The organism is Sphingobacterium sp. NPDC055431, assembly GCF_053644255.1.
In genome coordinates, this window is record NZ_JBSHLH010000001.1 from 279402 (window position 1) to 299334 (window position 19933).

Genomic DNA, 19933 nt, shown 5'->3' on the forward strand with positions numbered 1-19933 from the left:
GCAAAATTAAGAAGATATGACTATTTTTGTAGGATGGCAGAGGCAGCAGACAAATTGCGGATTGATAAATACTTATGGGCAATTCGTATATTCAAAACCAGAAGTTTGGCAACAGAAGCTTGTAAAGCAGGGAAAGTTAAACTCAATGGCCAAAATGTAAAACCTTCAGCAATCGTCAAAGTAGGGGAAACCTATAGTATTCAGAAGGGAATTGAGCGTAAGGTCCTTAAGGTTACTGGATTGCTCGAACGTAGGTCTGACGCCAAAACGGCCGTGCAATTTTATGAAGATCACACACCAGTAGAAGAAACCTATGCTTTCAAATCATCATTCCACGCACCTGTCCTGAAAAGAGACCGTGGAACTGGTCGGCCTACTAAAAAGGATAGAAGGGAAATTGATGATCTGAAAAGTGATTGGTGGGAAGAAGATAATGATAACTAAACTTGAATTAAAGAAAGTATTCTTTTCTATTTTATATTTATTGGCACTGGTAGGACAAACTTCCTTTGCCCAATCTGTCGTGGATGTGAGCCCTAAAGACTCTGTGGAAAGAGAACTTAAAAAGGTGCTAGGCAGAAAGATTGAATTTGAAAAGGAAAAATTGATGAAGATCTTCGAAATCAAGGAACGCCTGAAACTAATGCCTTCTCCTGCCGATCGGTATAACTTCCAAGACAAACTTTATAACGAGTTCAAGACCTATCAAATCGACTCTGCTATCTTTTATGTCAATGAAAATAAAAAGCTAGCCCTACAATTGAATGATAACTTTAAAAAGAATGAAGTCGATATCCAATTGGCAAGCTTATATTCCTCTGCGGGGCGATTCATCGAATCAAACGAAATCTTAAAAGGTATTCCAAGACATAGCCTCTCCAGTGAACAGGAGGCTGATTATTACCGGGCCTTCTCCGATTTCTATTCCCATTATGGACAAAGTACCAACCACTATAATTATTTTAGCCTGAGCGAAGTCTACCGCGATTCCTTGCTCAACGTTCTTCCTACTGATTCCAAAGAACATCGAATAAGTTCTGCAACAAGAGCATTATTTGGAAATAATTTCGAAAAAGCAGAAAAAGAACTCCTGCAATTATTGAGTGAATATAAAGACACCGACCATGAACGTGCTGTAATTGCCTATTTATTAGGGCTACTCTATAAAAACAAGGATGACCAAGAAAAACAGATTTACTATTTAGGCCTTTCTGCCATCACCGATGTTAAAAATACGGTTAAGGATAATGCTTCTATGCAAAGTCTTGCTCTGGTCTATTTTGAAAGAAATGAAATCGATAAGGCCTACCTCTTTATTCAGGAAGCCATGGAAGACGCCCTTTTCTGTAATGTGAGATTTAGGACCATAGAAAACTCCTCTTTTTATCCGATTATCAATTCTGCTTTTCAGGAAAAAGAACAAGCAAATAAAAATCAGCTCAAAAACTTCCTGTACACCATATCCCTGATGTCTATCCTGCTTCTGGTCGCCTTCATCATATTATATATGCAGATGAAACGGTTGAAAAAAACCAGAAAGGACCTGAAAAACCTAAATGACGAACTGCAAGGCCTTAATGCCCAATTGTTAAAAGTCAATCAAGACCTTCAGGAGTCAAACCATATTAAGGAAGAGTATATGGCGCAGTTTTTTGAATTATGCTCCGCCTATATCGATAAATTAGATAATACCCGAAAAGGGATCTTAAAAAAGATCTCCAATAACCAATTGGATGAACTCAGTAAGGAATTGAAATCCCAAGATTTTATCAAGACCGAACTTGACGACCTATATCACAACTTCGACGTGATTTTCCTGAACCTTTATCCAACCTTTATACAGGAGTTCAACAACCTGTTAAAACCCGAAGAAAGATTGAGCTTGAAACATGATGAATTGCTGAATTCCGAACTCCGTATTTTTGCGTTGATCCGTCTCGGTATTTCTGATTCCACCAAGATTGCTCGGTTCCTTCGCTACTCTTTGCGTACGGTTTATAACTATAGAGTTAAGGTCCGTAACAAAGTTTTAGGTACCAAAGAGGACTTCGATGAACAGATTAAGGAGATTGGTAACCTAAAATTTTAGCATATCCCTTTACTTTTTTTCTTTTTAAAAGCGCCTAATAACCTGTAAAACAATGCTTATTGATTTACTTTGGTTACTTTTTTGTTTTGGCCCGCCTCAAATGCTAACTAAAAATTAGCACCCTGCTTAACTTTGGAATGGGAAGTTTAGGTATACCCTAAATTATTTTATTAATCTCATAACTGATTATAAGACGTATGAAACTTTTTACTAAAGTTAGTATCGGTCTTTTCCTTTTTATGGTATCTGTTTTTTCAAATTTTGCATTCGCGCAAAATGGAATTCGAGTTTCAGGAAAGGTTATAGACGAAGCCAGCAATGAACCAATTATTGGGGCTACCATTACTGTTATCGGAGGTTCTGCATCTACCTCTTCAGATAACACGGGACTATTTACACTCGAGAATGTTCCAGCAAATTCAAAACTTCGAGTTTCTTATCTAGGCTATAAAAGCCAAGAAGTAATTGCACAAGCAGAATTGACCATCACTTTGACTCCAGAAACAAATGCGCTGGAAGATGTCGTTGTTATCGGTTATGGTGCAGTTAAAAGAAAAGATGTAACAGCCGCTATCTCCTCCGTATCCTTGGAAGACATTGACGAAAGACCAATTGTCAATGCCAACCAAGCTATTCAGGGTAAAGCAGCAGGGGTAACCGTTTCTCAACCTTCTGGTGCTCCAGGTGGTGGAACTTCTATCCGTATCCGTGGTACCACTTCCTTCAACGGAAGTAATGACCCGCTTTATGTGGTTGACGGAGTAACAGTTGACAATATCAACTTCCTTTCGCCTAATGATATCGCCGATATGCAGATCCTAAAAGATGCATCTTCAGCTTCTATCTACGGGTCGAGGGCTGCAAACGGGGTTATCTTGATCAGCACAAAACAGGGTAGAGTTGGAAATCCAAAGATTACTTTGAATGCTTTAGCGACTCAAAATAGAGTGACCAACAGCATTACGCCCTTAAACACGGCGCAATACAAAGAGTTGATGGATGAGATCGGTATTGTGAAATTGCCCGATGGATTGACAGACCAAACCGATTGGTTCGATGAAACCTTCAGCAATGGATTGACCCAAGATTATCAGCTTTCCATTTCAGACGGTTCGGATAGAATCAAATACTTCCTTTCCGGTGGCTATGTAAATGATAAAGGGATTGTCCATTCCACATTCTATAAACGTTATAACTTCAGGGGTAACATTGAAAACAAAGTGAGGGATTGGTTAACTGTGAATGCTAACTTCTCCTATGCTGACTATAACGGAAACGGAATGGTGGAAGGTACAGGTTCCAATAGAGGTGGGGTTGTCCTGTCTGCAATCAATACGCCGACTTTTGCGCCGATCATGGATCCTTTCAATCCGAAACAGTTCTACAATAACTTCTACGGTCTGAACGTGACTTCTCCACTGGAGAATTTAGCAACGACAGGAAATAACCGCAACCGTGAAAACAGATTGATTGGATCAGGTTCAGCTACAGTTCACATTACTCCAGGATTGAACTTCAAAACGTTGTTCGCCCTAGACAGAAGAAATGCTTTTTCTTCTACTTTCTTGGACCCATTGTCTACTTCTTGGGGTAGGAACCAATTCGGTGAAGCAACGGATTCTAGAAACATGAATACCGTCATCACTTTTGATAACACCTTGACCTACAATAAAAGCTTTGATAAACATAACTTCGAAGCCATGGCAGGTACAGCTTGGTTAAGCTCAAACTATACCAACAGTTATATCCTCGGTTCGCACTTTAGAAATGATTTGATCGAAACCTTGAATGTGGCCAATAAAATCTCCTGGACTGGTACCGGTTCATCAGCATCTGATTGGGCAATGATGTCTTATTTCGGACGTCTTTCCTATAATTATGATGGCAAATACTTGGTAACTGCCAATTTAAGATCAGATGGTTCCTCTAAATTACACCCTAGCAAAAGATGGTCTATGTTCCCATCGGTTTCAGCCGCTTGGCGTTTATCATCGGAGGAATTCCTAAGTGATGTGCCTTGGATGAACGACTTAAAACTTCGTGGAGGTTGGGGTCAAACAGGTAACCAATCGGGTATCGGTGACTATGCTTACTTACAACGCTATAATATTATCCGTTCACCATGGTTCGAAGAAGGTAAAACCAACGATTTAGCTTCCGTTACTCCAGAAAACCTAAGAACAATTGACTTAGGATGGGAAAGAACCACACAAACTGGGGTAGGTTTGGACTTTACAGGTTTCAATAATAGATTGACCGTGAACTTGGATTACTACTACAAGAACACAACCGACATGTTGATGTGGGTGGATCTTCCAGGTAGTGGTAATATCTCCCAAATCCAAAGAAATGAGGGTGAAATGACCAACCGCGGTTTTGAAACCAATATCAATGCTGATATCTTAAAAGGCGAAGGTCTAACTTGGTCTTCAGGTTTTAATATCTCTTTCAACAGAAATAAATTCACCAAATTGGTGCTGAAACCTGTTTATTTCGATGCTAGAACCACGGATTATGTTAATGAAACCGTAGTAAGAAACGAGGCAGGAAGACCTGTGGGTGGTTTCTTTGGTTATATCAGCGAAGGGGTAAATCCTGAAACTGGTGATATGATCTATTCCGATATCAATGGCGATGGAAAAGTGACTGTCAATGATAAAACTTACATCGGTGACCCTAACCCTAACTTCACTTTCGGATTTACCAATAACCTTTCTTACAAAGGATTGAACCTAAATATCTTTATCCAAGGTTCTCAAGGCAATGATATCTACAACGTTTCCAGAATGGAAATGGAAGGCATGTACGATGGGAAAAACCAATCTACACGTGTCCTTCAACGTTGGAGAGTCCCAGGTCAAATTACCGAAGTCCCTCGTGCAGGTTATGATATGAAAAACTCCTCATACTTCGTAGAAGATGGAAGTTATATCCGCTTGAAAAACATTTCCCTTTCCTATAACATCAAAGCTCCAGCCTTGTCAAAAATTGGAATTAACAAATTGGCTCCGTTTATCTCAGCCACCAACTTAATTACCTTGACAAAATACACCGGCTTGGATCCAGAAGTTAACCAATGGGGGAATTCAGGTAGGGTGCAAGGTTTAGATTGGGGTACATATCCTCAAACTAGGTCATTCGTGTTTGGATTAAATATGGAGTTCTAAGATTATGATGATGAGAACAATGAAATTTAATATAATGAAGAAGATGCTGATCGCAGTACTCGGTACTGTGGCCATCTCAAGCTGCTCTCTTGATAAAGATCCTCTTGGTCAATATTCTGACGTGACCGAAGGGGTAAATGAAGAAGGAAAAAAAGTAGTCTTTAAAGACAAAGCTGCGGTAGACAACTACATGCAAGGCTTATATAACATCCTACGTGATAGACAGGAACATTGGTATCTTGACCAAATGTTGATTGCTGAATCGCATTCAGATAATGCTTACGCAGGAACCACTGGTGCCGAAGTAGTGCCTTATGAAAATAACGGCATCGAAGGTTCCAATTCAGTTGTTCAGCGCGATTGGATCCGTTACCTGGAGGATGTTGCCAAACTGAATATCCTGATCGTTAATGTGGATTCGGTGGCTGACAATTCCCTGTCCTCTGCATTACGTAAGCAATACAAAGCGGAAGCAAAAATTCAAAGAGCTTTGATTTTCTTTGATATGGTGCGTTTGTGGGGCGATATTCCTTTGGTGACCACAGTGGGTAAAGATATAACCGCAGAAAATATCGAAGAGGTTTACGACGATTATTTCCCGAGCCAGACGCCTGAAAAGGAGGTTTATGAATTCTTGGCCAAGGAATTGGAAGAAGCCATCGTCGATGCGCCATCCAATAATGCCGCTAACAAAACAAAATTCTCAAAATCCGTAGCCAAAGCTTTATTGGCCAAGGTCTATGCTGAAAAACCAATCCGTAACTATGCAAAGGTTATTCAATATGTGGATGATTTGGCAGCAGATGGATTTGCTTTAGATGCAGATTATAAAAATTTGTTTGGCGTTCAAGAAGGAAATGCAGAACCATTGATCAGAAATAGCAAAGAAGCTATTTTAGAAACCCAATTCTTTGCGGGTAATGGAAACTGGGTAACCTGGATGTTTGGACGTGACCTATCAAACTACAATAGCAATTTTACATGGGCAAAATGGATCACTCCTTCAAGGGATTTAATAAATGCATTCACCCGCGAAGGAGATGAGATCCGCTACACAGAATCTATAGTGTATTATCAAGCTGGTTGGAGCAACTACTACCCGGCAAGCAACTACCCATTCATGTATAAAACTCGTTCGGCATTCAGTAACATCATAAAAATTCGTTATGCGGACCTGTTATTGCTGAAAGCTGAAGCGTTGATCAATGGCGATAGCCCTAATCTTACAGCAGCAGCTGCAATTATCGATCAAGTTCGCCAACGTGTGAAACTTCCGAAATTGAGCAATGCCGTTAAAGGAAGCAAAGACGCCATGTTAAATGCCTTGTTGAGTGAAAGAAGATTAGAATTGGCTTTCGAAGGGCAACGCTGGTATGACCTTGTGCGCTTGAATAAAGTTGAATCGGTGATGAATGCAGTATATGCAAAAGATTCAGGCAGAAAAGCCCAAGTTTATCCATTTACAGAGAACTCATATCGCTTGCCGATTCCGCAATCGATTATAGATGAAAACCCTAAAATCAAGCAAAATCTAGGATATTAATACTGAAACTATGAATAATTTAAAGAAATATATATTTGTTGCAAGCTTGTTCTCCTCGATTTTTACGGCTTGTGGAAATGACACGAATATCAATGGCGGAGACCCAGTTCCTGTAGACCCTACATCAGGAGATGTATTAATCTATACAACAACCGGATCACTAAGCCATGATTTCAAAAAATCCTATGTGGACTTTAGCAAGACCAGTAACATGGGTACTAAGACCATTAAGATCGATGAAAGCAAAACATTCCAAACCATGGATGGATTTGGTTCTGCTATCACCGGTTCTGCAGCCTTCAACTTGTTGAAAATGGCACCAGAGGACCGTACGAAATTCCTAAAAGAAACATTCTCTCCAACAGAAGGAATGGGGCAAAGCTATATCCGTATCGCTATTGGCTGTTCTGATTTCTCATTGGATGAATATACCTTGGCCGATAAACCAGGAATTGAAAACTTCGCACTTCAATCGGAAGAATTGGAATATGTGATTCCAGTTTTAAAAGAGATTATCGCCATCAATCCAGAAATCAAGATCATGGGCTCGCCATGGACTCCTCCAAAATGGATGAAAGTGAATAACTTGACGGAATTGAAACCCTACGATTCTTGGACAGGGGGGCACTTGAACCCTAAATACTACCAAGACTATGCAACCTATTTTGTAAAGTGGATCCAAGCCATGAAAGAACATGGAGTTAATATTTACTCCATTACAACACAAAATGAGCCATTGAACGATAAGAACTCGGCTTCATTGGTCATGTTTTGGAATGAGCAACAAGCATTTGTTAAAAATGCGCTTGGTCCTAAGATGAAAGCAGCTGGATTAACAACCAAAATCTACGCATTCGACCATAACTATAACTATGATAATATGCCAGAACAACAGGATTATCCAATCAAGATTTTTGAAGATCCTGCTGCAGCTGCTTATTTCGCTGGTTCTGCTTACCATAACTATGGTGGTGACAAGGCCGAGTTATTGGATATCCACGCCAAAGCACCGAACAAAGATTTGATCTTTACCGAAACTTCCATTGGAACTTGGAATGACGGCCATGCTCTAGGAAAAAGATTGTTGGAGGATATGCGTGAAGTAGCCTTAGGAACAGTAAACAACTGGAGCAAAGGGGTGATCGTATGGAATTTAATGTTGGATTCGGAAAGAGGCCCTAACCGTGAAGGTGGTTGCCAAACTTGTTATGGTGCCGTTGATATCAGCAAAGCCGATTACAAGACCATTCGCAGAAACTCACATTACTACATCATCGGACATATGTCAGCCGTGGTAAAACCAGGTGCAGTACGCATTGGGTCTGAAGGTTATACAGATGCTGGATTGTCATATGCTGCTTTCAAAAACACCGATGGTAGCTATGCTTTTGTGATTGCAAATGCAAATGGAAGCAATTCTAGAATTGTTATTGAGGATGGGAAAAATCATTTCAGTTATGATGTTCCTGCAGGTTCTGTTGTTTCTTATTCTTGGAAAAAATGAAAAAATTAATCAATTATTTAGCCTTTTCACTTCTTTTGAGCTTGATGTTCTCTTGTAAAGAAGATGAATTAATCGTGCCTTATGGCGCTGGGGAGCCTGCCATTGAAATAGTTAAAAGTCCAACTGCTTCTTTGTTTGGCGATAGTTTGCAATATACCGTGAATGTTTCGGATAAAAGCGTAGACCTTTCTACCTTAAAAGTACAATTGTTGTTCAGTGATGAAGTCGTTTCGGAACAGACCATACGTACAAAAGAAGCTGGATCGTACTCTGGGAAATTATATGTTCCTTACTTAAAGAACATTCCAAATGGTTCTGCCTTATTGAAATTTACCCTTCAAAATGTGCAGATGGTGAGTAAAACGGAAGAAAAAGTCCTGAATATCACGAGACCAGATTTTCCTTATTTAAACTTAGTAGCTGAAGGAAAGACCTATCGCATGAACAAGGTTGGGCCTAACCAGTACGAGGTTTCTGATGAATTTAAGATGAAAGCTCCGGCTTATATCGAAGCGCCTAAAGTAGGTGAGTTCGGAAATAAGATCCAATTTGGATGGGAGAATAAAGCGATCCTACAAGGGGTAAATACGCCAATTCCCTTTTCTAATGCTTTCGATGGAGTTTATAAGATCAGTTTCAATACCTTGACTTATGCGGCTTCACCTTTCCTTCGTTATGCAATCAATGATACAGATATGTCCATGGTTGAAGATGAAATCTTCTCAGTTGACCTAACGATCAACAAAGATGAAGAATTGACCTTTGAAGGAATGCCAGCGGGATGGTGGGTCGATAAGGACTATATCCGTCAAGATGGTGATAAATACTACTTCAATGCCATGTCTGGAAAATACCGCTTCATTGCCGATCTAGGAAAAAAATATATTAAGGTAGAAGCTATGAACGGAAATGATCTAGCAAGATTGAATGCCGATGGTACCGGAGCTATCTGGATTATTGGTGAAGGTATCGGTAAACCAACTGTTGCAGACAATCAGGTAGGTTGGGATCCAGGAAAGGCCATCTGTGTGACACCAATTGGAGGTAAGAAATACCAAGTGACCGTAGTGGCTGGACAATCCATCAATACCGATAATATCAACTTCAAATTCTTCCATGAAAAAGGATGGAACGGTGAATTCAAGAATACAGACTTGACAACCTCTAGTGACATCATTTTGATTGGAGATGGAACAAATGGCCGTGACCCAGGCAATTTAGGTCTTCAGGCTGGTAAAAAACTGGAAGCAGGTGCAACTTATGTATTCGTAGTTGATCTGTCTGAAGGAAATAACAAAGCAAAACTTAGTGTGACAAAACAATAAAACAACTAACAGTTTAGATTGATTAGGGGTGGATGAAGGCGTTTCCACCCCTTTTGTTTTTTAGGTATTTATTGCGTTCTTTGTTTAAAACTGAATCTAATTATGAAAAAAAGTGTAACCTACTTATTAATCTTAATGTGTGTAACGATGAATTTAACGCCTTCTTCTGCACAGAGCAATTCAAAACCAAAGTATGTTTTAGCCATTCATGGAGGTGCAGGTACGATACTAAAAAAGAATATGACGGACTCCCTGGAGAAAGCCTATATTGAGAAACTGACCGAATCCCTTCAGGCTGGTTATGAACAGATCAAACAGGGAAAATCTAGCTTAGACGCCATCGAAGCAGCTATCCATATCATGGAAGATTCACCACTTTTCAATGCTGGCAAAGGTGCCGTGTTCACAAATCAAGGAAAAAATGAACTGGATGCCGCCATTATGGACGGATCTAATCTAAAGGCTGGTGCTGTAGCCGGTGTTACCAATATCAAGAATCCTATCAGTGCAGCGAGAGCTGTCATGGATAGATCGGAACATGTCATGATGATTGGAAAAGGCGCAGAGGAATTTGCGCAGCATAATGGTATCCAAATCGTTGCCCCTTCCTATTTCTGGACCAAGCAACGTTGGGATGGACTGCAAAGGGCATTGGAAAGAGATAAAGATCGTGCTGAACTGGACCATGACGATAAAAAGGCTTTCTTGCCTCCATATAAAGATGAAAAATTTGGAACTGTGGGCTGTGTGGCCTTGGATAAACATGGTAACCTTGCGGCAGGAACTTCCACTGGGGGTATGACCAATAAAAAATTCGGTAGGGTGGGTGATGCGCCAATTATTGGTGCCGGAACCTATGCCAACAATGCCACGGTAGCTATTTCTTGTACAGGTTGGGGCGAGTTTTTTATCCGTTCTGTTGCTGCATTCAATGTGTCTGCAAAAATGCAATATGCCAAAATGGATGTAGCCAAAGCTTCGCAGGAAGTTATCGATGAAATAGGGAAATTAGGTGGCGATGGTGGATTGATTGCAATCGACAAAAATGGAGAAGTCGCTATGCCTTTCAATACCGAAGGCATGTACCGTGGAACGGTTACTGCAGACGGGAAAATCCATGTGGAAATCTATAAATAGGGAATAAATTATAGCATTACTCCGGTATGCTATAGTAATTCATATACCTCACGATGCTATTAGCTCTTCTATTAATATAATTAGAAGGTCTTCTAGCATCCCACTTTTGTGGACTAGGCAAGATGGCAATGATCAATGCAGCCTCTTTCTTGGTCAGGCTTTTAGCCGACTTATGAAAGTAATATAGTGCTGCCCCCTCGGCTCCATAAACTCCTTGTCCGGTTTCTATCACGTTCAGGTATACTTCTAAGATCCTTTTCTTACTCCAAAAGACTTCTATCAGTACCGTAAAGTAAGTTTCTAAACCCTTGCGGAGCCATGAACGTCCAGGCCATAGGAATACGTTTTTAGCTGTTTGTTGGCTTATGGTGCTTCCGCCCCTTAATCTTTTTCCTTCTTTGTTTTTCTCAAAGGCTTCTTTGATCGCTTGGGTATCAAAACCATTGTGCGTCATGAAATGAGCATCTTCACCAGCTAATGCAGCTCGCTTCAGGTTATTTGAGATGTCCTCATAGTCCAACCATTTGCGTTCCAGTTTCCAATCCTTACCATCTGCTTTCCGCTCAAAACCTCTTTTTAACATCAAATAGGTTATGGGAGGATTCGTAAAACGTAGGGCAATGACCCAAAGTATGGTCAATACGAAAAAGGCAATCACTCCCCTGATTACCCAAGGAAGGACCTTGGTCTTCAGTGTGCTCCCGAAGGATGTCTTGGTTTGCTTTTTCCTGTTCTTGCTGGTAGAACGTTTGATTGCCATTACTTTGAAATTTTATGCAAACATAAGATGTATTTTTTAATTATTATGTCATTTCACTAATGCTTTTTGGATGTAGGCATTGTTTTGCAAATCGCCACAATTCTGCTATTTTTACATCTTATACAAAAAAAGAATAACCTTGGCAAAAGCAAAGAAACAAACCCCTTTAATGCAGCAATATAATACCATCAAGGCCAAATACCCCGGTGCCTTATTGCTGTTTAGAGTTGGGGATTTTTATGAGACGTTTGGAGAAGATGCTGTTAAAGCAGCCAAGATTTTAGGAATCGTATTGACAAAGAGAGGAAATGGCTCTGAATCTGAGACTGCATTAGCCGGTTTTCCCCACCATTCCCTGGAGACCTATCTGCCTAAATTGGTACGAGCTGGACAACGGGTAGCGATCTGTGATCAATTGGAAGATCCTAAACAAACCAAAACCATCGTAAAAAGAGGAGTAACTGAACTTGTTACACCTGGTGTTTCATACAATGAAAATATAGTCCAACAGAAATCCAATAATTACCTGGCTTCTGTATTCATGGATAAACAGGCGGTAGGGGTCTCCTTTCTGGATATTTCAACCGGTGAATTCTTGGTCGCCCAAGGTTCCGTGGGATATATCGACAAGCTTTTGCAAGGCTTTAAACCTACTGAAATCATCCTTCCAAAAAAACAATATAAGGAGTTCGTGGAACAGTTTGGTTCCAACTATTACACCTATACCTTGGATGAATGGCCATATACCGGTGATTATGCCACCGAAAACCTCCTGAAGCATTTCGAAGTCAATTCCATGAAAGGATTTGGTATCGACCGTATGCCTATCGGGATAGTTGCAGCTGGAGTGGCATTGCATTACCTCAATGAAACCGAACATCGAAACCTGCAACATATTTCCAATATCTCCAGGATCGAAGAAGATCGATATATGTGGTTGGACCGTTTTACGATCCGCAACCTGGAGCTGATCAGTTCAGCCAATGAAAATGCAACTACCCTTTCCGATGTGCTTGATGAAACTTCATCGCCAATGGGCGCCAGATTGTTGAAAAGATGGATCGTTATGCCACTGAAGGATGAAAAATCCATTAATGAAAGACTTCAGGTCGTTCAGGATTTTTATCAAGATAGAAACCTAAGAGACCAATTGGTCCTAGAGATCAAACAGGTTGGTGATTTGGAAAGATTGATCTCTAAGATTGGACTGCAAAAAGCAAATCCTCGCGAAGTCATCCAACTCAAAAGGGCCCTTTATGCCGTTGAGAAATTAAAGGAGCTTTGCCAAGAACAGGAGGCGGAATCTTTAAAAGTTATTGCTGAACAGCTCAATCCTTGCCTGATTATCCGAGATAAAATCGAACAGACCGTTCAAGCTGAACCACCCGTTGCTTTGAACAAAGGCAATGTTATTGCTGATGGAGTGGACCCTGATTTAGATAAATTGAGAAAGGTTGCCTTTGGTGGTAAGGATTATCTCTTGGAAATTCAGAGACGTGAATCTGAAGCTACAGGTATTCCATCCCTGAAGATTGCATTTAATAATGTATTCGGCTATTACCTGGAAGTTACCAATACCCATAAGGATAAGGTACCTGCAGGTTGGATCCGTAAACAGACCCTGGTCAATGCTGAACGCTATATTACCGAGGAACTGAAGGAATATGAGGAGCAGATCTTAGGCGCCGAGGAAAAAATTCAAGCCATTGAGAACCGTATTTATGCAGAGCTTATGCTCGCTATTGCGGAATATATCAAACCGATTCAATTAAATGCCCAATTGCTTGCAAAATTGGACGTGCTCTTGAATTTTGCCATCATTGCGGAAAAGAATTTCTATGTAAGACCTGATGTCAATGTTGGAAAGAACATCGATATCAAAGGGGGAAGACATCCCGTTATTGAAAAGAATCTACCAATAGGGCAGGACTACATTACCAATGATACCTTTTTGGATCCCGAAGGTCAGCAGATCATTATCATTACAGGACCTAACATGGCCGGTAAGTCGGCTTTGCTGAGACAGACTGGATTAATTGTGCTGATGGCGCAGATCGGTTCCTTTGTGCCTGCTAAAGAAGCATCTATTGGTATCGTGGATAAGATATTCACCCGTGTTGGAGCATCGGATAACCTTAGCTCTGGAGAATCTACCTTTATGGTGGAAATGAACGAGACGGCAAGTATCATGAACAACCTGTCTGACCGTAGTTTGATCCTGTTAGATGAAATCGGCCGTGGTACCAGTACCTATGATGGTATCTCCATTGCATGGGCCATTGCGGAATATCTGCACAACCATCCTTCCTGTCGGGCAAAAACTTTATTTGCCACCCATTACCATGAATTGAATGAATTGAGTACTTCCATGTCTCGGATCAAGAACTTTAATGTGAGTGTGAAGGAAGTCAATAATAAAGTGATTTTCCTTAGAAAGCTGGTTCCAGGTGGCTCTGAACATAGTTTCGGTATACATGTGGCTAAATTGGCCGGTATGCCTCCAAAACTGATCGGACGTGCTGGGGAGATCCTTAAACGCCTGGAACAGGAAAGGACCGGCGGAGAAAAGATCAAGGATAGTATGCGTAAGATCCAAAAACAGGCTTATCAACTTCAGATGTTTGCCATTGATGATCCTGTGCTAGAAAAGATTCGGGATATGCTGAATAATTTGGATGTGAATACCCTCACTCCGGTAGAGGCATTGATGAAACTGGACGAAATCCAGCGTTTATTGAAGAACTAAAAAATATGCTGGTAGTTTAGTACCTACCAGCATCATATATATCATAGGAGATGTCATTTGGATCATACCCTAATCGAGGGTCGACCCGAATGATCATCGTTCCACGGAACGATTCACCGGCATATAAGGTACCAATGGGTGCCTCATTGAAAAAAGGTGCCCCATTATGTCCAACCAAGGAGAATTCTAAATAATAATCACCATCCTGTCCTTGGTAATAATCAATATTGGAAAGATTAGTTACCGCATACTCCACGCGGTAGGTATCTGGACTCACTTTATAGACATCAAAAACATCTACAGCAAAGTCTTCAGGATAAAAATAAGATCCCCCGATGTATTCTTTTGAACAGGCTGAAAATAGTCCTACGACCATGATCAAGGCTACGATTTTAAGTAATTTTGCTTTCATATGCTTGTCTGTCTTTAGGGAAATAGACTATAGGGATTCCATTTAGATTAATCCCAGCATACAAATATTTTAGCAAAGGTTCTTTTTTAGCTCAAAAACAAGCATTTAAAATTACCTTTGTGCTATGGGGAATATCTTCCAATTCAAGCAATTTTCAGTTAATCAAGAACACTGCGCCATGCGGATCAATACCGATGGGGTGTTGTTGGGGGCCTTCGCTGAACATACGCAGGCCGATTCCATCCTAGATATTGGAACGGGTACAGGGGTAATAGCACTCATGCTGGCCCAAAAATATCCGAAAGCTAAAATTTGGGCTGTGGAAATCGATAAACAAGCCTCCCAAAGGGCACTGGAAAACTTTCAAGCTTCGCCCTTTCAGGATCGTCTTTCCATTGTGCATTCTGATATCTTCCATTGGAAGACAGAACTTGAATTTGACCTGATTGTCTCTAATCCTCCTTTTTATATCAATTCGTTGCACAACCCTGATCAAAGGAAGAAAGTGGCCAAACATACCGATGTGGAATTCTTTAAGGGCTTGTTCAATTTTGCAGGCTCAAAGCTTTCAGTCCATGGAAAATTGCAGATCGTGGTGCCTATGGAACTCTTAGATTTTATGGTAACTGAAGCTAAAGGGAATCAATTATTTCTGGATCAACAGACCAATATGCAATCCTTTATTGATTCAGAGCCCTTTCGCTGCATACTGAGTTTCCAAAGACAAGAAATCAAACCTGAGCTGCAGACTTTTGTTATCTATCAGGAGAGATCCCAATATTCAGATGCCTATAAACAGATCTTACAACCTTATTTTTTAGCTTTTTAACATGAAAATCGGACTTCTTTCGGATACCCACGGATACCTAGATGATGCGGTCTTAAAACATTTTGAAAAATGTGATGAAATCTGGCATGCCGGTGATTTTGGCTCCATGGAGGTCATCGAGAAATTGGATGCCTTTAAGCCTCTTCGGGCTGTTTATGGAAATATCGATGATAAAGATATCCGTTTGAAATTTCCTGAACACCTCAGGTTCCATTCTGAACAGGTCGATGTTTGGATGACCCATATTGGTGGCTACCCAGGAAAATATAGCCCACTGGTCAAACCTGAAATCTTGAACAATCCCCCGAAGCTGTTTATTACAGGGCATTCCCATATCCTGAAGGTACAGTTTGATCCGAAGCTACAGTTGCTCCACCTCAATCCCGGTGCTGCCGGTAAACAAGGCTGGCATCAGATAAGGACCGCAATGCGTTTTGAAATTAATGGAGATAAAATTGAAAATTTGGAAGTTATAGAATTAGGAAGCAGAGCCTTATAGACTATCCCTCACTTCAATTAAAAAGCTTTTTAACCCCTCCAAAGATTCAATGATCCTTTGGTTTTCCCTTGCTTCGTTCTTGTTGCTTCTTAAGAATTCACGCGCTCCTTGTAGGGTATAACCCTTGTCCTTAACCAAATTGAAGATGATCTTGAGGTTCGCAATATCATTCTGGGTGAATAGACGATTCCCTTTTTTGTTTTTCTTAGGTTGTAGAATATCGAATTCACGCTCATAAAAACGGATTTGAGATGCATTTACACCGAACATCTCAGTGACTTCTCCCATGGTATAATACAGCTTGTTTATTTCTCGTTCTTTGTACGGCATGAACTTTTAATTTTAGTGTATTAACAAATATACAATCTAAGTTTGAAAATCAAAAAAACCATGATTGATATAAAGTTAAAGGCGATTTCGTAATTTTAAACTTTAGATGAAAGGTAAAGTAATTGTAAGTAAGTTTTGGACCAAGTTCTTTTCCATGGGAAAAGCGCAAGCTATTACCATATTTCCTTTTATCTTCCTCAAACATTCTTCTGATCGCGACAACAGGATTCTGATCAATCATGAACGAATCCACGTTCTGCAAGCCTTGGAGTTGCTCATTTTCCCGTTTTATTTACTCTATCTTTTGGAATTCAGCCTGCGAATGCTACAATACCGCAACTTTACTAGGGCCTACCTGAATATCTCCTTTGAGCGAGAAGCTTATGAAAATGAACATAACCTGAATTACCTCAAATCTAGAAAGCTTTTTAGCTTCTGGAAATATGTAACAAGGTAATTGGAGATTTATTATAGAGGGCGTATGAACTACGCCCCCAACTTTTCAACTACTTTCATTATGGCCATGATGCATGGAACATTACCATTGATCTGTTCGAAAAGGGGATACCGGTAATCCATTGGAATTATACAGATTTGGCATAGCGATCTCCGTGAATCCAAAGCGTACCGCTACTGGATTTTTGACCTCTGCAGATTCTACAATCAGCTTGTCGCCCTTAATCTTGCCTTTGGCCGCTTTGAACTGCTTGTCTGCTCCTGCAATAAATAAGTCAGTAATCTCACCTTTTGAAGTTAATTTCCCCTCTAGGTTACTAAAGCTAATTTCAATGCTGTTGCCTTTTATTTCCTGCGATTTAAAGATTGGTGATTTATAATCTTTCAGGGGTTTATGGTAAACCTCTGCAAGTGCTAGATCTGCCAACCGTTTAGCAACTGCCTTTTTCTGGATAGGATGGATGTCCTTAATATTGTCGACAAGGTCTGTAATCACGACCATGCCGGTGTTGGGCAATTCAGTTGCGGTCTTGGCCTGCTGTTCTCTTAGATAGGCTGCGAGGGGCTCTTTATTGTTATATTGGAAGGGTGCAATCTGAACGAAGTAAAAAGGAAAATCATCGTTCCAGGCCGATCTCCATGAATTGATCATGGTTTTCATCAGTTTATCATATCCATCCCAAGTTCCTACATTGCTCTCGCCTTGGTACCAGAATGCAGCCGTGATATTATAGCCTGCAAAGGGATGTACCATGGCATTCCAAAGAACCCCACTGTTGTGCGGTCGCCAATCATTCGCACTTTGTTGCTTAGCTCGCTGCAAGAGGAAAGGATCGTTATCGATTAAATAACTCGGCGTCCATACCTCTGCGGCCGTGCCACCCCAACTGGAGTTGATCACTCCAATAGGAACCTGCTGCTGGGAATTGATCTCTTTTGCAATAAAATAACCAATGGCTGAAAAAGGTTGTAAAGACTCTGAACTTAGGGTTGCCCATTTATTGGAAATCTGATCTTGAGGAGTCAATGCGCCGTTCCTGCTGATATGTAATAACCTGATGTTCGGGTTATTGGCAGTTGGCATCTCATCGATGATCTCTTTGAGGTTTTGGGCCGCTCCCCATTCCATATTAGATTGTCCTGAACACAAGAAAACATCGCCAAGTAAGATGTCTTTTAACGTAATGCTCTCTTGATTGGCCATAATCTTGATCTCATAGGGCCCTCCAGCTTTTCCTGCTGGCAAAGTGGTTTTCCATTGCCCATCACCATTCGTCTTTGCTTTTACGGTGTCCTGAAACCATGTTCCAACAATGCGGATTTCCGAACTGGCAGGTGCCAATCCCCAGAAATTGATATCGGTTCCACGCTGCAGAACCATATGGTCCGAAAAGAAATTTGGTACCCGAAGCTGGGCGAGTACATTTTGCTGAAAAGCGAATACGGCCAACAGGGAAAGTAAAAAGAGGTTTTTTAAGTTCATGTGATTTTTTTAGGTTTATTGTTATCTAAATTTAACAAAAAAATCTAAATCTTTTTTCTGTTTAGCCTTGCTGGACAATTCGTTTTCAAAAATAGGGCATGTTTTCCGGTTGATGATTTGACCTCATTCGAGGCATATTCGGAAATTTCGAATTGGCTGGAGTTTTTTGGCAAGGTTTCTCGAATATGTCTCGAATGATTCTCGAAGCAGACTCCAAAATGGAAGGGTCAAGTAAGGGAGAAGAATAGGCATAAAAAAAAGCGAGCCATGTCTAGCTCGCTTTCAAATATGTTTAGAGTAACTCTACTTTACCATTTTAAGGAAAGTGGATACTTTTTCTTTTAATTGTCTTCTGTCGACGATGAAGTCTAGGAAACCATGTTCCAGAACGAATTCTGAAGTTTGGAAACCTTTAGGAAGGTCTTTTTTGATGGTTTCTTTGATGACACGAGGTCCAGCGAAACCGATCAATGCACCCGGTTCAGCAATATTGATATCACCTAACATAGCATATGAAGCTGTTACCCCACCAGTGGTTGGATCAGTCAATAAACAGATGTAAGGTAATTTAGCTTGAGCCAAAAGGGCTAGTTTTGCCGAGGTCTTAGCCATTTGCATCAAGGAGAATGCGGCTTCCATCATACGGGCACCACCAGATTTAGAGATCAACATAAAAGGTAATTTATGCTCGATACAGTAATCGATGGATCTAGAGATTTTTTCTCCAACTACAGAACCCATTGACCCCCCAATAAAGGAGAAATCCATACAAGCTACAACAAGGTCTTGCCCGTTAACTTTACCAACGGCAGATCTCAAGGCATCGTTCAGACCCGTTTTCGCTTGGCTATCCAATAATCTGTCTTTGTAAGGTTTAGTGTCCACAAAGTTTAATGGGTCACCCGCTTTCAGGTTCGGAAATAATTCAGTGAATTCGTTGTTGTCGAATAATATGGAGAAATAGGCAGTTGATCCAATGCGGATGTGGTAATCACAGTAATGGCAAACATACTTGTTTTCAACTTGTTCCACATTCAAAAGAGGTTTTTTACAGTTAGGACATTTGTTCCACATCCCATCAGGTGCCTCTTTTTTGTTTTCTGTTGCAGTATGTATACCTGCTTTGTTTCTTTTAAACCAACTCATAGACTCATGTTAATTCGGTTTACAAATAAACGAAAAATATCTAATATGTGTATTTAGAAAACGAAATGAAGGAAATAAAGGAGAGTTTAGGCCAATAAAAAATGGGTAAGCTCCCTCTATCGCACCGCTCAACCAAATACCCTTGCTTTGTTCCCAACCTGGGGGAGTCAATGGGAGCTGGTCGTAGAGGACTTACCCACGGCAAAATTAACAAAAAATTAATCTTTTCGAAAAGAAAATCGCATTTAGGACGTATCCGGCTGAGATTCAACCTGAAAATTACATTTTGTCCTTCTGATATTCGCCCCTCAGAGCGAAATATCCAAAGACCCCAAGGCCAATCGAGATGATCGGCGTGAGGATAAACAGAATAATAATCCCAAATACAACGTCTTCCTGCTTTCCGGAAATAATTTTTGGCAAGCCAAATTTGGCAATGCAGAAATATGCCGCAAGTAGCGCTAAAGCTATCCAAAGGATCCCTAATATTTTTTTAATGCTCTCCAT

The 19933-nt window shown here is 40.5% G+C and carries 17 protein-coding genes and 1 other RNA gene; 11 read left to right on the plus strand and 7 right to left on the minus strand.

Translation table 11 applies throughout. The features are described 5' to 3' along the window. The first annotated feature begins 33 nt into the window (after nucleotides 1-33). The 7 genes from ACWIB3_RS01240 to ACWIB3_RS01270 all read left to right on the plus strand — a co-directional run bounded on the left by ACWIB3_RS01240 (nucleotide 34) and on the right by ACWIB3_RS01270 (nucleotide 10765). Nucleotides 34-444, plus strand: a complete 411-nt coding sequence (locus tag ACWIB3_RS01240; protein WP_454290683.1) for an RNA-binding S4 domain-containing protein — start codon at nucleotides 34-36, stop codon at nucleotides 442-444. After that, nucleotides 434-2089 (plus strand): DUF6377 domain-containing protein, encoded by a 1656-nt coding sequence (locus ACWIB3_RS01245; RefSeq protein ID WP_237219419.1) that lies wholly within the window; start codon nucleotides 434-436, stop codon nucleotides 2087-2089. Before ACWIB3_RS01240 ends, ACWIB3_RS01245 begins: the two co-directional genes overlap by 11 nt. Before the next feature lie 197 nt (nucleotides 2090-2286). Next, nucleotides 2287-5256, plus strand: a complete 2970-nt coding sequence (locus ACWIB3_RS01250) for a SusC/RagA family TonB-linked outer membrane protein (protein WP_454290684.1) — start codon at nucleotides 2287-2289, stop codon at nucleotides 5254-5256. A gap of 34 nt (nucleotides 5257-5290) precedes the next feature. Next, the gene (locus ACWIB3_RS01255) at nucleotides 5291-6799 is read left to right on the plus strand and encodes a RagB/SusD family nutrient uptake outer membrane protein (protein WP_237219420.1); all 1509 of its coding nucleotides are present in this window, start codon (nucleotides 5291-5293) and stop codon (nucleotides 6797-6799) included. Nucleotides 6800-6809: 10 nt separating this feature from the next. Further along, nucleotides 6810-8303, plus strand: a complete 1494-nt coding sequence (locus ACWIB3_RS01260; protein ID WP_185215902.1) for a glycoside hydrolase family 30 protein — start codon at nucleotides 6810-6812, stop codon at nucleotides 8301-8303. Then, the gene (locus tag ACWIB3_RS01265) at nucleotides 8300-9628 is read left to right on the plus strand and encodes a DUF5125 domain-containing protein (RefSeq protein WP_254526531.1); all 1329 of its coding nucleotides are present in this window, start codon (nucleotides 8300-8302) and stop codon (nucleotides 9626-9628) included. The genes ACWIB3_RS01260 and ACWIB3_RS01265 overlap by 4 nt, the downstream gene beginning before the upstream one ends. Nucleotides 9629-9730: 102 nt before the next feature. Beyond that, a complete protein-coding gene (locus ACWIB3_RS01270) occupies nucleotides 9731-10765 on the plus strand; it encodes an isoaspartyl peptidase/L-asparaginase family protein (RefSeq protein ID WP_454290685.1) in 1035 nt (344 codons plus the stop codon). A gap of 16 nt (nucleotides 10766-10781) precedes the next feature. Here the strand turns inward: ACWIB3_RS01270 and mtgA are convergent, their stop codons facing one another. Beyond that, nucleotides 10782-11525 carry a monofunctional biosynthetic peptidoglycan transglycosylase gene (gene mtgA / locus ACWIB3_RS01275; protein WP_454290686.1) on the minus strand — a complete coding sequence of 248 codons (744 nt, stop codon included), beginning with the start codon at nucleotides 11523-11525 and terminating at the stop codon, nucleotides 10782-10784. A gap of 139 nt (nucleotides 11526-11664) precedes the next feature. Between mtgA and mutS the strand changes: the two genes are divergently transcribed. Continuing rightward, nucleotides 11665-14271, plus strand: coding sequence for a DNA mismatch repair protein MutS (gene mutS / locus ACWIB3_RS01280; RefSeq protein WP_454290687.1), 2607 nt, complete (start codon nucleotides 11665-11667; stop codon nucleotides 14269-14271). Nucleotides 14272-14287: 16 nt separating this feature from the next. Here mutS and ACWIB3_RS01285 read toward each other — a convergent pair whose 3' ends face one another. Then, entirely contained in the window at nucleotides 14288-14683 is a 396-nt protein-coding gene (locus ACWIB3_RS01285) for a hypothetical protein (RefSeq protein ID WP_185211290.1), read from the minus strand. A 124-nt stretch (nucleotides 14684-14807) separates the two neighbouring features. Here ACWIB3_RS01285 and ACWIB3_RS01290 point away from each other — a divergent pair, with 124 nt between their 5' ends. Further along, a complete protein-coding gene (locus ACWIB3_RS01290) occupies nucleotides 14808-15512 on the plus strand; it encodes a tRNA1(Val) (adenine(37)-N6)-methyltransferase (RefSeq protein WP_454290688.1) in 705 nt (234 codons plus the stop codon). 1 nt (nucleotide 15513) lies between these two features. After that, nucleotides 15514-16011, plus strand: coding sequence for a metallophosphoesterase family protein (locus tag ACWIB3_RS01295; protein WP_454290689.1), 498 nt, complete (start codon nucleotides 15514-15516; stop codon nucleotides 16009-16011). Here ACWIB3_RS01295 and ACWIB3_RS01300 read toward each other — a convergent pair. Beyond that, nucleotides 16006-16341, minus strand: coding sequence for a MerR family transcriptional regulator (locus ACWIB3_RS01300; protein ID WP_093100690.1), 336 nt, complete (start codon nucleotides 16339-16341; stop codon nucleotides 16006-16008). The two genes, ACWIB3_RS01295 and ACWIB3_RS01300, sit on opposite strands and share 6 nt — an antisense overlap. 106 nt (nucleotides 16342-16447) lie before the next feature. Between ACWIB3_RS01300 and ACWIB3_RS01305 the strand changes: the two genes are divergently transcribed. Further along, nucleotides 16448-16798, plus strand: a complete 351-nt coding sequence (locus tag ACWIB3_RS01305; protein ID WP_237219421.1) for a hypothetical protein — start codon at nucleotides 16448-16450, stop codon at nucleotides 16796-16798. An 81-nt stretch (nucleotides 16799-16879) separates the two neighbouring features. Here the strand turns inward: ACWIB3_RS01305 and ACWIB3_RS01310 are convergent, their stop codons facing one another. From ACWIB3_RS01310 to ACWIB3_RS01325, 4 genes are all read right to left on the minus strand, one after another. Next, nucleotides 16880-18280 (minus strand): sialate O-acetylesterase, encoded by a 1401-nt coding sequence (locus ACWIB3_RS01310; RefSeq protein WP_454290690.1) that lies wholly within the window; start codon nucleotides 18278-18280, stop codon nucleotides 16880-16882. Nucleotides 18281-18583: 303 nt separating this feature from the next. Beyond that, the gene (gene accD, locus ACWIB3_RS01315; RefSeq protein ID WP_094255578.1) at nucleotides 18584-19426 is read right to left on the minus strand and encodes an acetyl-CoA carboxylase, carboxyltransferase subunit beta; all 843 of its coding nucleotides are present in this window, start codon (nucleotides 19424-19426) and stop codon (nucleotides 18584-18586) included. A 100-nt stretch (nucleotides 19427-19526) separates the two neighbouring features. Further along, nucleotides 19527-19624, minus strand: an RNA gene (gene ffs / locus ACWIB3_RS01320) — signal recognition particle sRNA small type. Between the two features lie 81 nt (nucleotides 19625-19705). Continuing rightward, on the minus strand, nucleotides 19706-19933 hold the full coding sequence (locus tag ACWIB3_RS01325) for a DUF6814 family protein (RefSeq protein ID WP_185211286.1): 228 nt from the start codon (nucleotides 19931-19933) through the stop codon (nucleotides 19706-19708).

Coding starts and splice junctions, on each gene's coding strand:
- ACWIB3_RS01240 (WP_454290683.1), top strand. CDS start 34: ATGGCAGAGGCAGCAGACAAATTGCGGATTGATAAATACTTATGGGCA.
- ACWIB3_RS01295 (WP_454290689.1), top strand. CDS start 15,514: ATGAAAATCGGACTTCTTTCGGATACCCACGGATACCTAGATGATGCG.
- mtgA (WP_454290686.1), bottom strand. CDS start 11,525: ATGGCAATCAAACGTTCTACCAGCAAGAACAGGAAAAAGCAAACCAAG.
- ACWIB3_RS01250 (WP_454290684.1), top strand. CDS start 2,287: ATGAAACTTTTTACTAAAGTTAGTATCGGTCTTTTCCTTTTTATGGTA.
- ACWIB3_RS01310 (WP_454290690.1), bottom strand. CDS start 18,280: ATGAACTTAAAAAACCTCTTTTTACTTTCCCTGTTGGCCGTATTCGCT.
- ACWIB3_RS01260 (WP_185215902.1), top strand. CDS start 6,810: ATGAATAATTTAAAGAAATATATATTTGTTGCAAGCTTGTTCTCCTCG.
- ACWIB3_RS01300 (WP_093100690.1), bottom strand. CDS start 16,341: ATGCCGTACAAAGAACGAGAAATAAACAAGCTGTATTATACCATGGGA.
- ACWIB3_RS01285 (WP_185211290.1), bottom strand. CDS start 14,683: ATGAAAGCAAAATTACTTAAAATCGTAGCCTTGATCATGGTCGTAGGA.
- ACWIB3_RS01305 (WP_237219421.1), top strand. CDS start 16,448: ATGAAAGGTAAAGTAATTGTAAGTAAGTTTTGGACCAAGTTCTTTTCC.
- accD (WP_094255578.1), bottom strand. CDS start 19,426: ATGAGTTGGTTTAAAAGAAACAAAGCAGGTATACATACTGCAACAGAA.
- ACWIB3_RS01245 (WP_237219419.1), top strand. CDS start 434: ATGATAACTAAACTTGAATTAAAGAAAGTATTCTTTTCTATTTTATAT.
- ACWIB3_RS01325 (WP_185211286.1), bottom strand. CDS start 19,933: ATGGAGAGCATTAAAAAAATATTAGGGATCCTTTGGATAGCTTTAGCG.
- ACWIB3_RS01255 (WP_237219420.1), top strand. CDS start 5,291: ATGAAGAAGATGCTGATCGCAGTACTCGGTACTGTGGCCATCTCAAGC.
- ACWIB3_RS01270 (WP_454290685.1), top strand. CDS start 9,731: ATGAAAAAAAGTGTAACCTACTTATTAATCTTAATGTGTGTAACGATG.
- ACWIB3_RS01290 (WP_454290688.1), top strand. CDS start 14,808: ATGGGGAATATCTTCCAATTCAAGCAATTTTCAGTTAATCAAGAACAC.
- ACWIB3_RS01265 (WP_254526531.1), top strand. CDS start 8,300: ATGAAAAAATTAATCAATTATTTAGCCTTTTCACTTCTTTTGAGCTTG.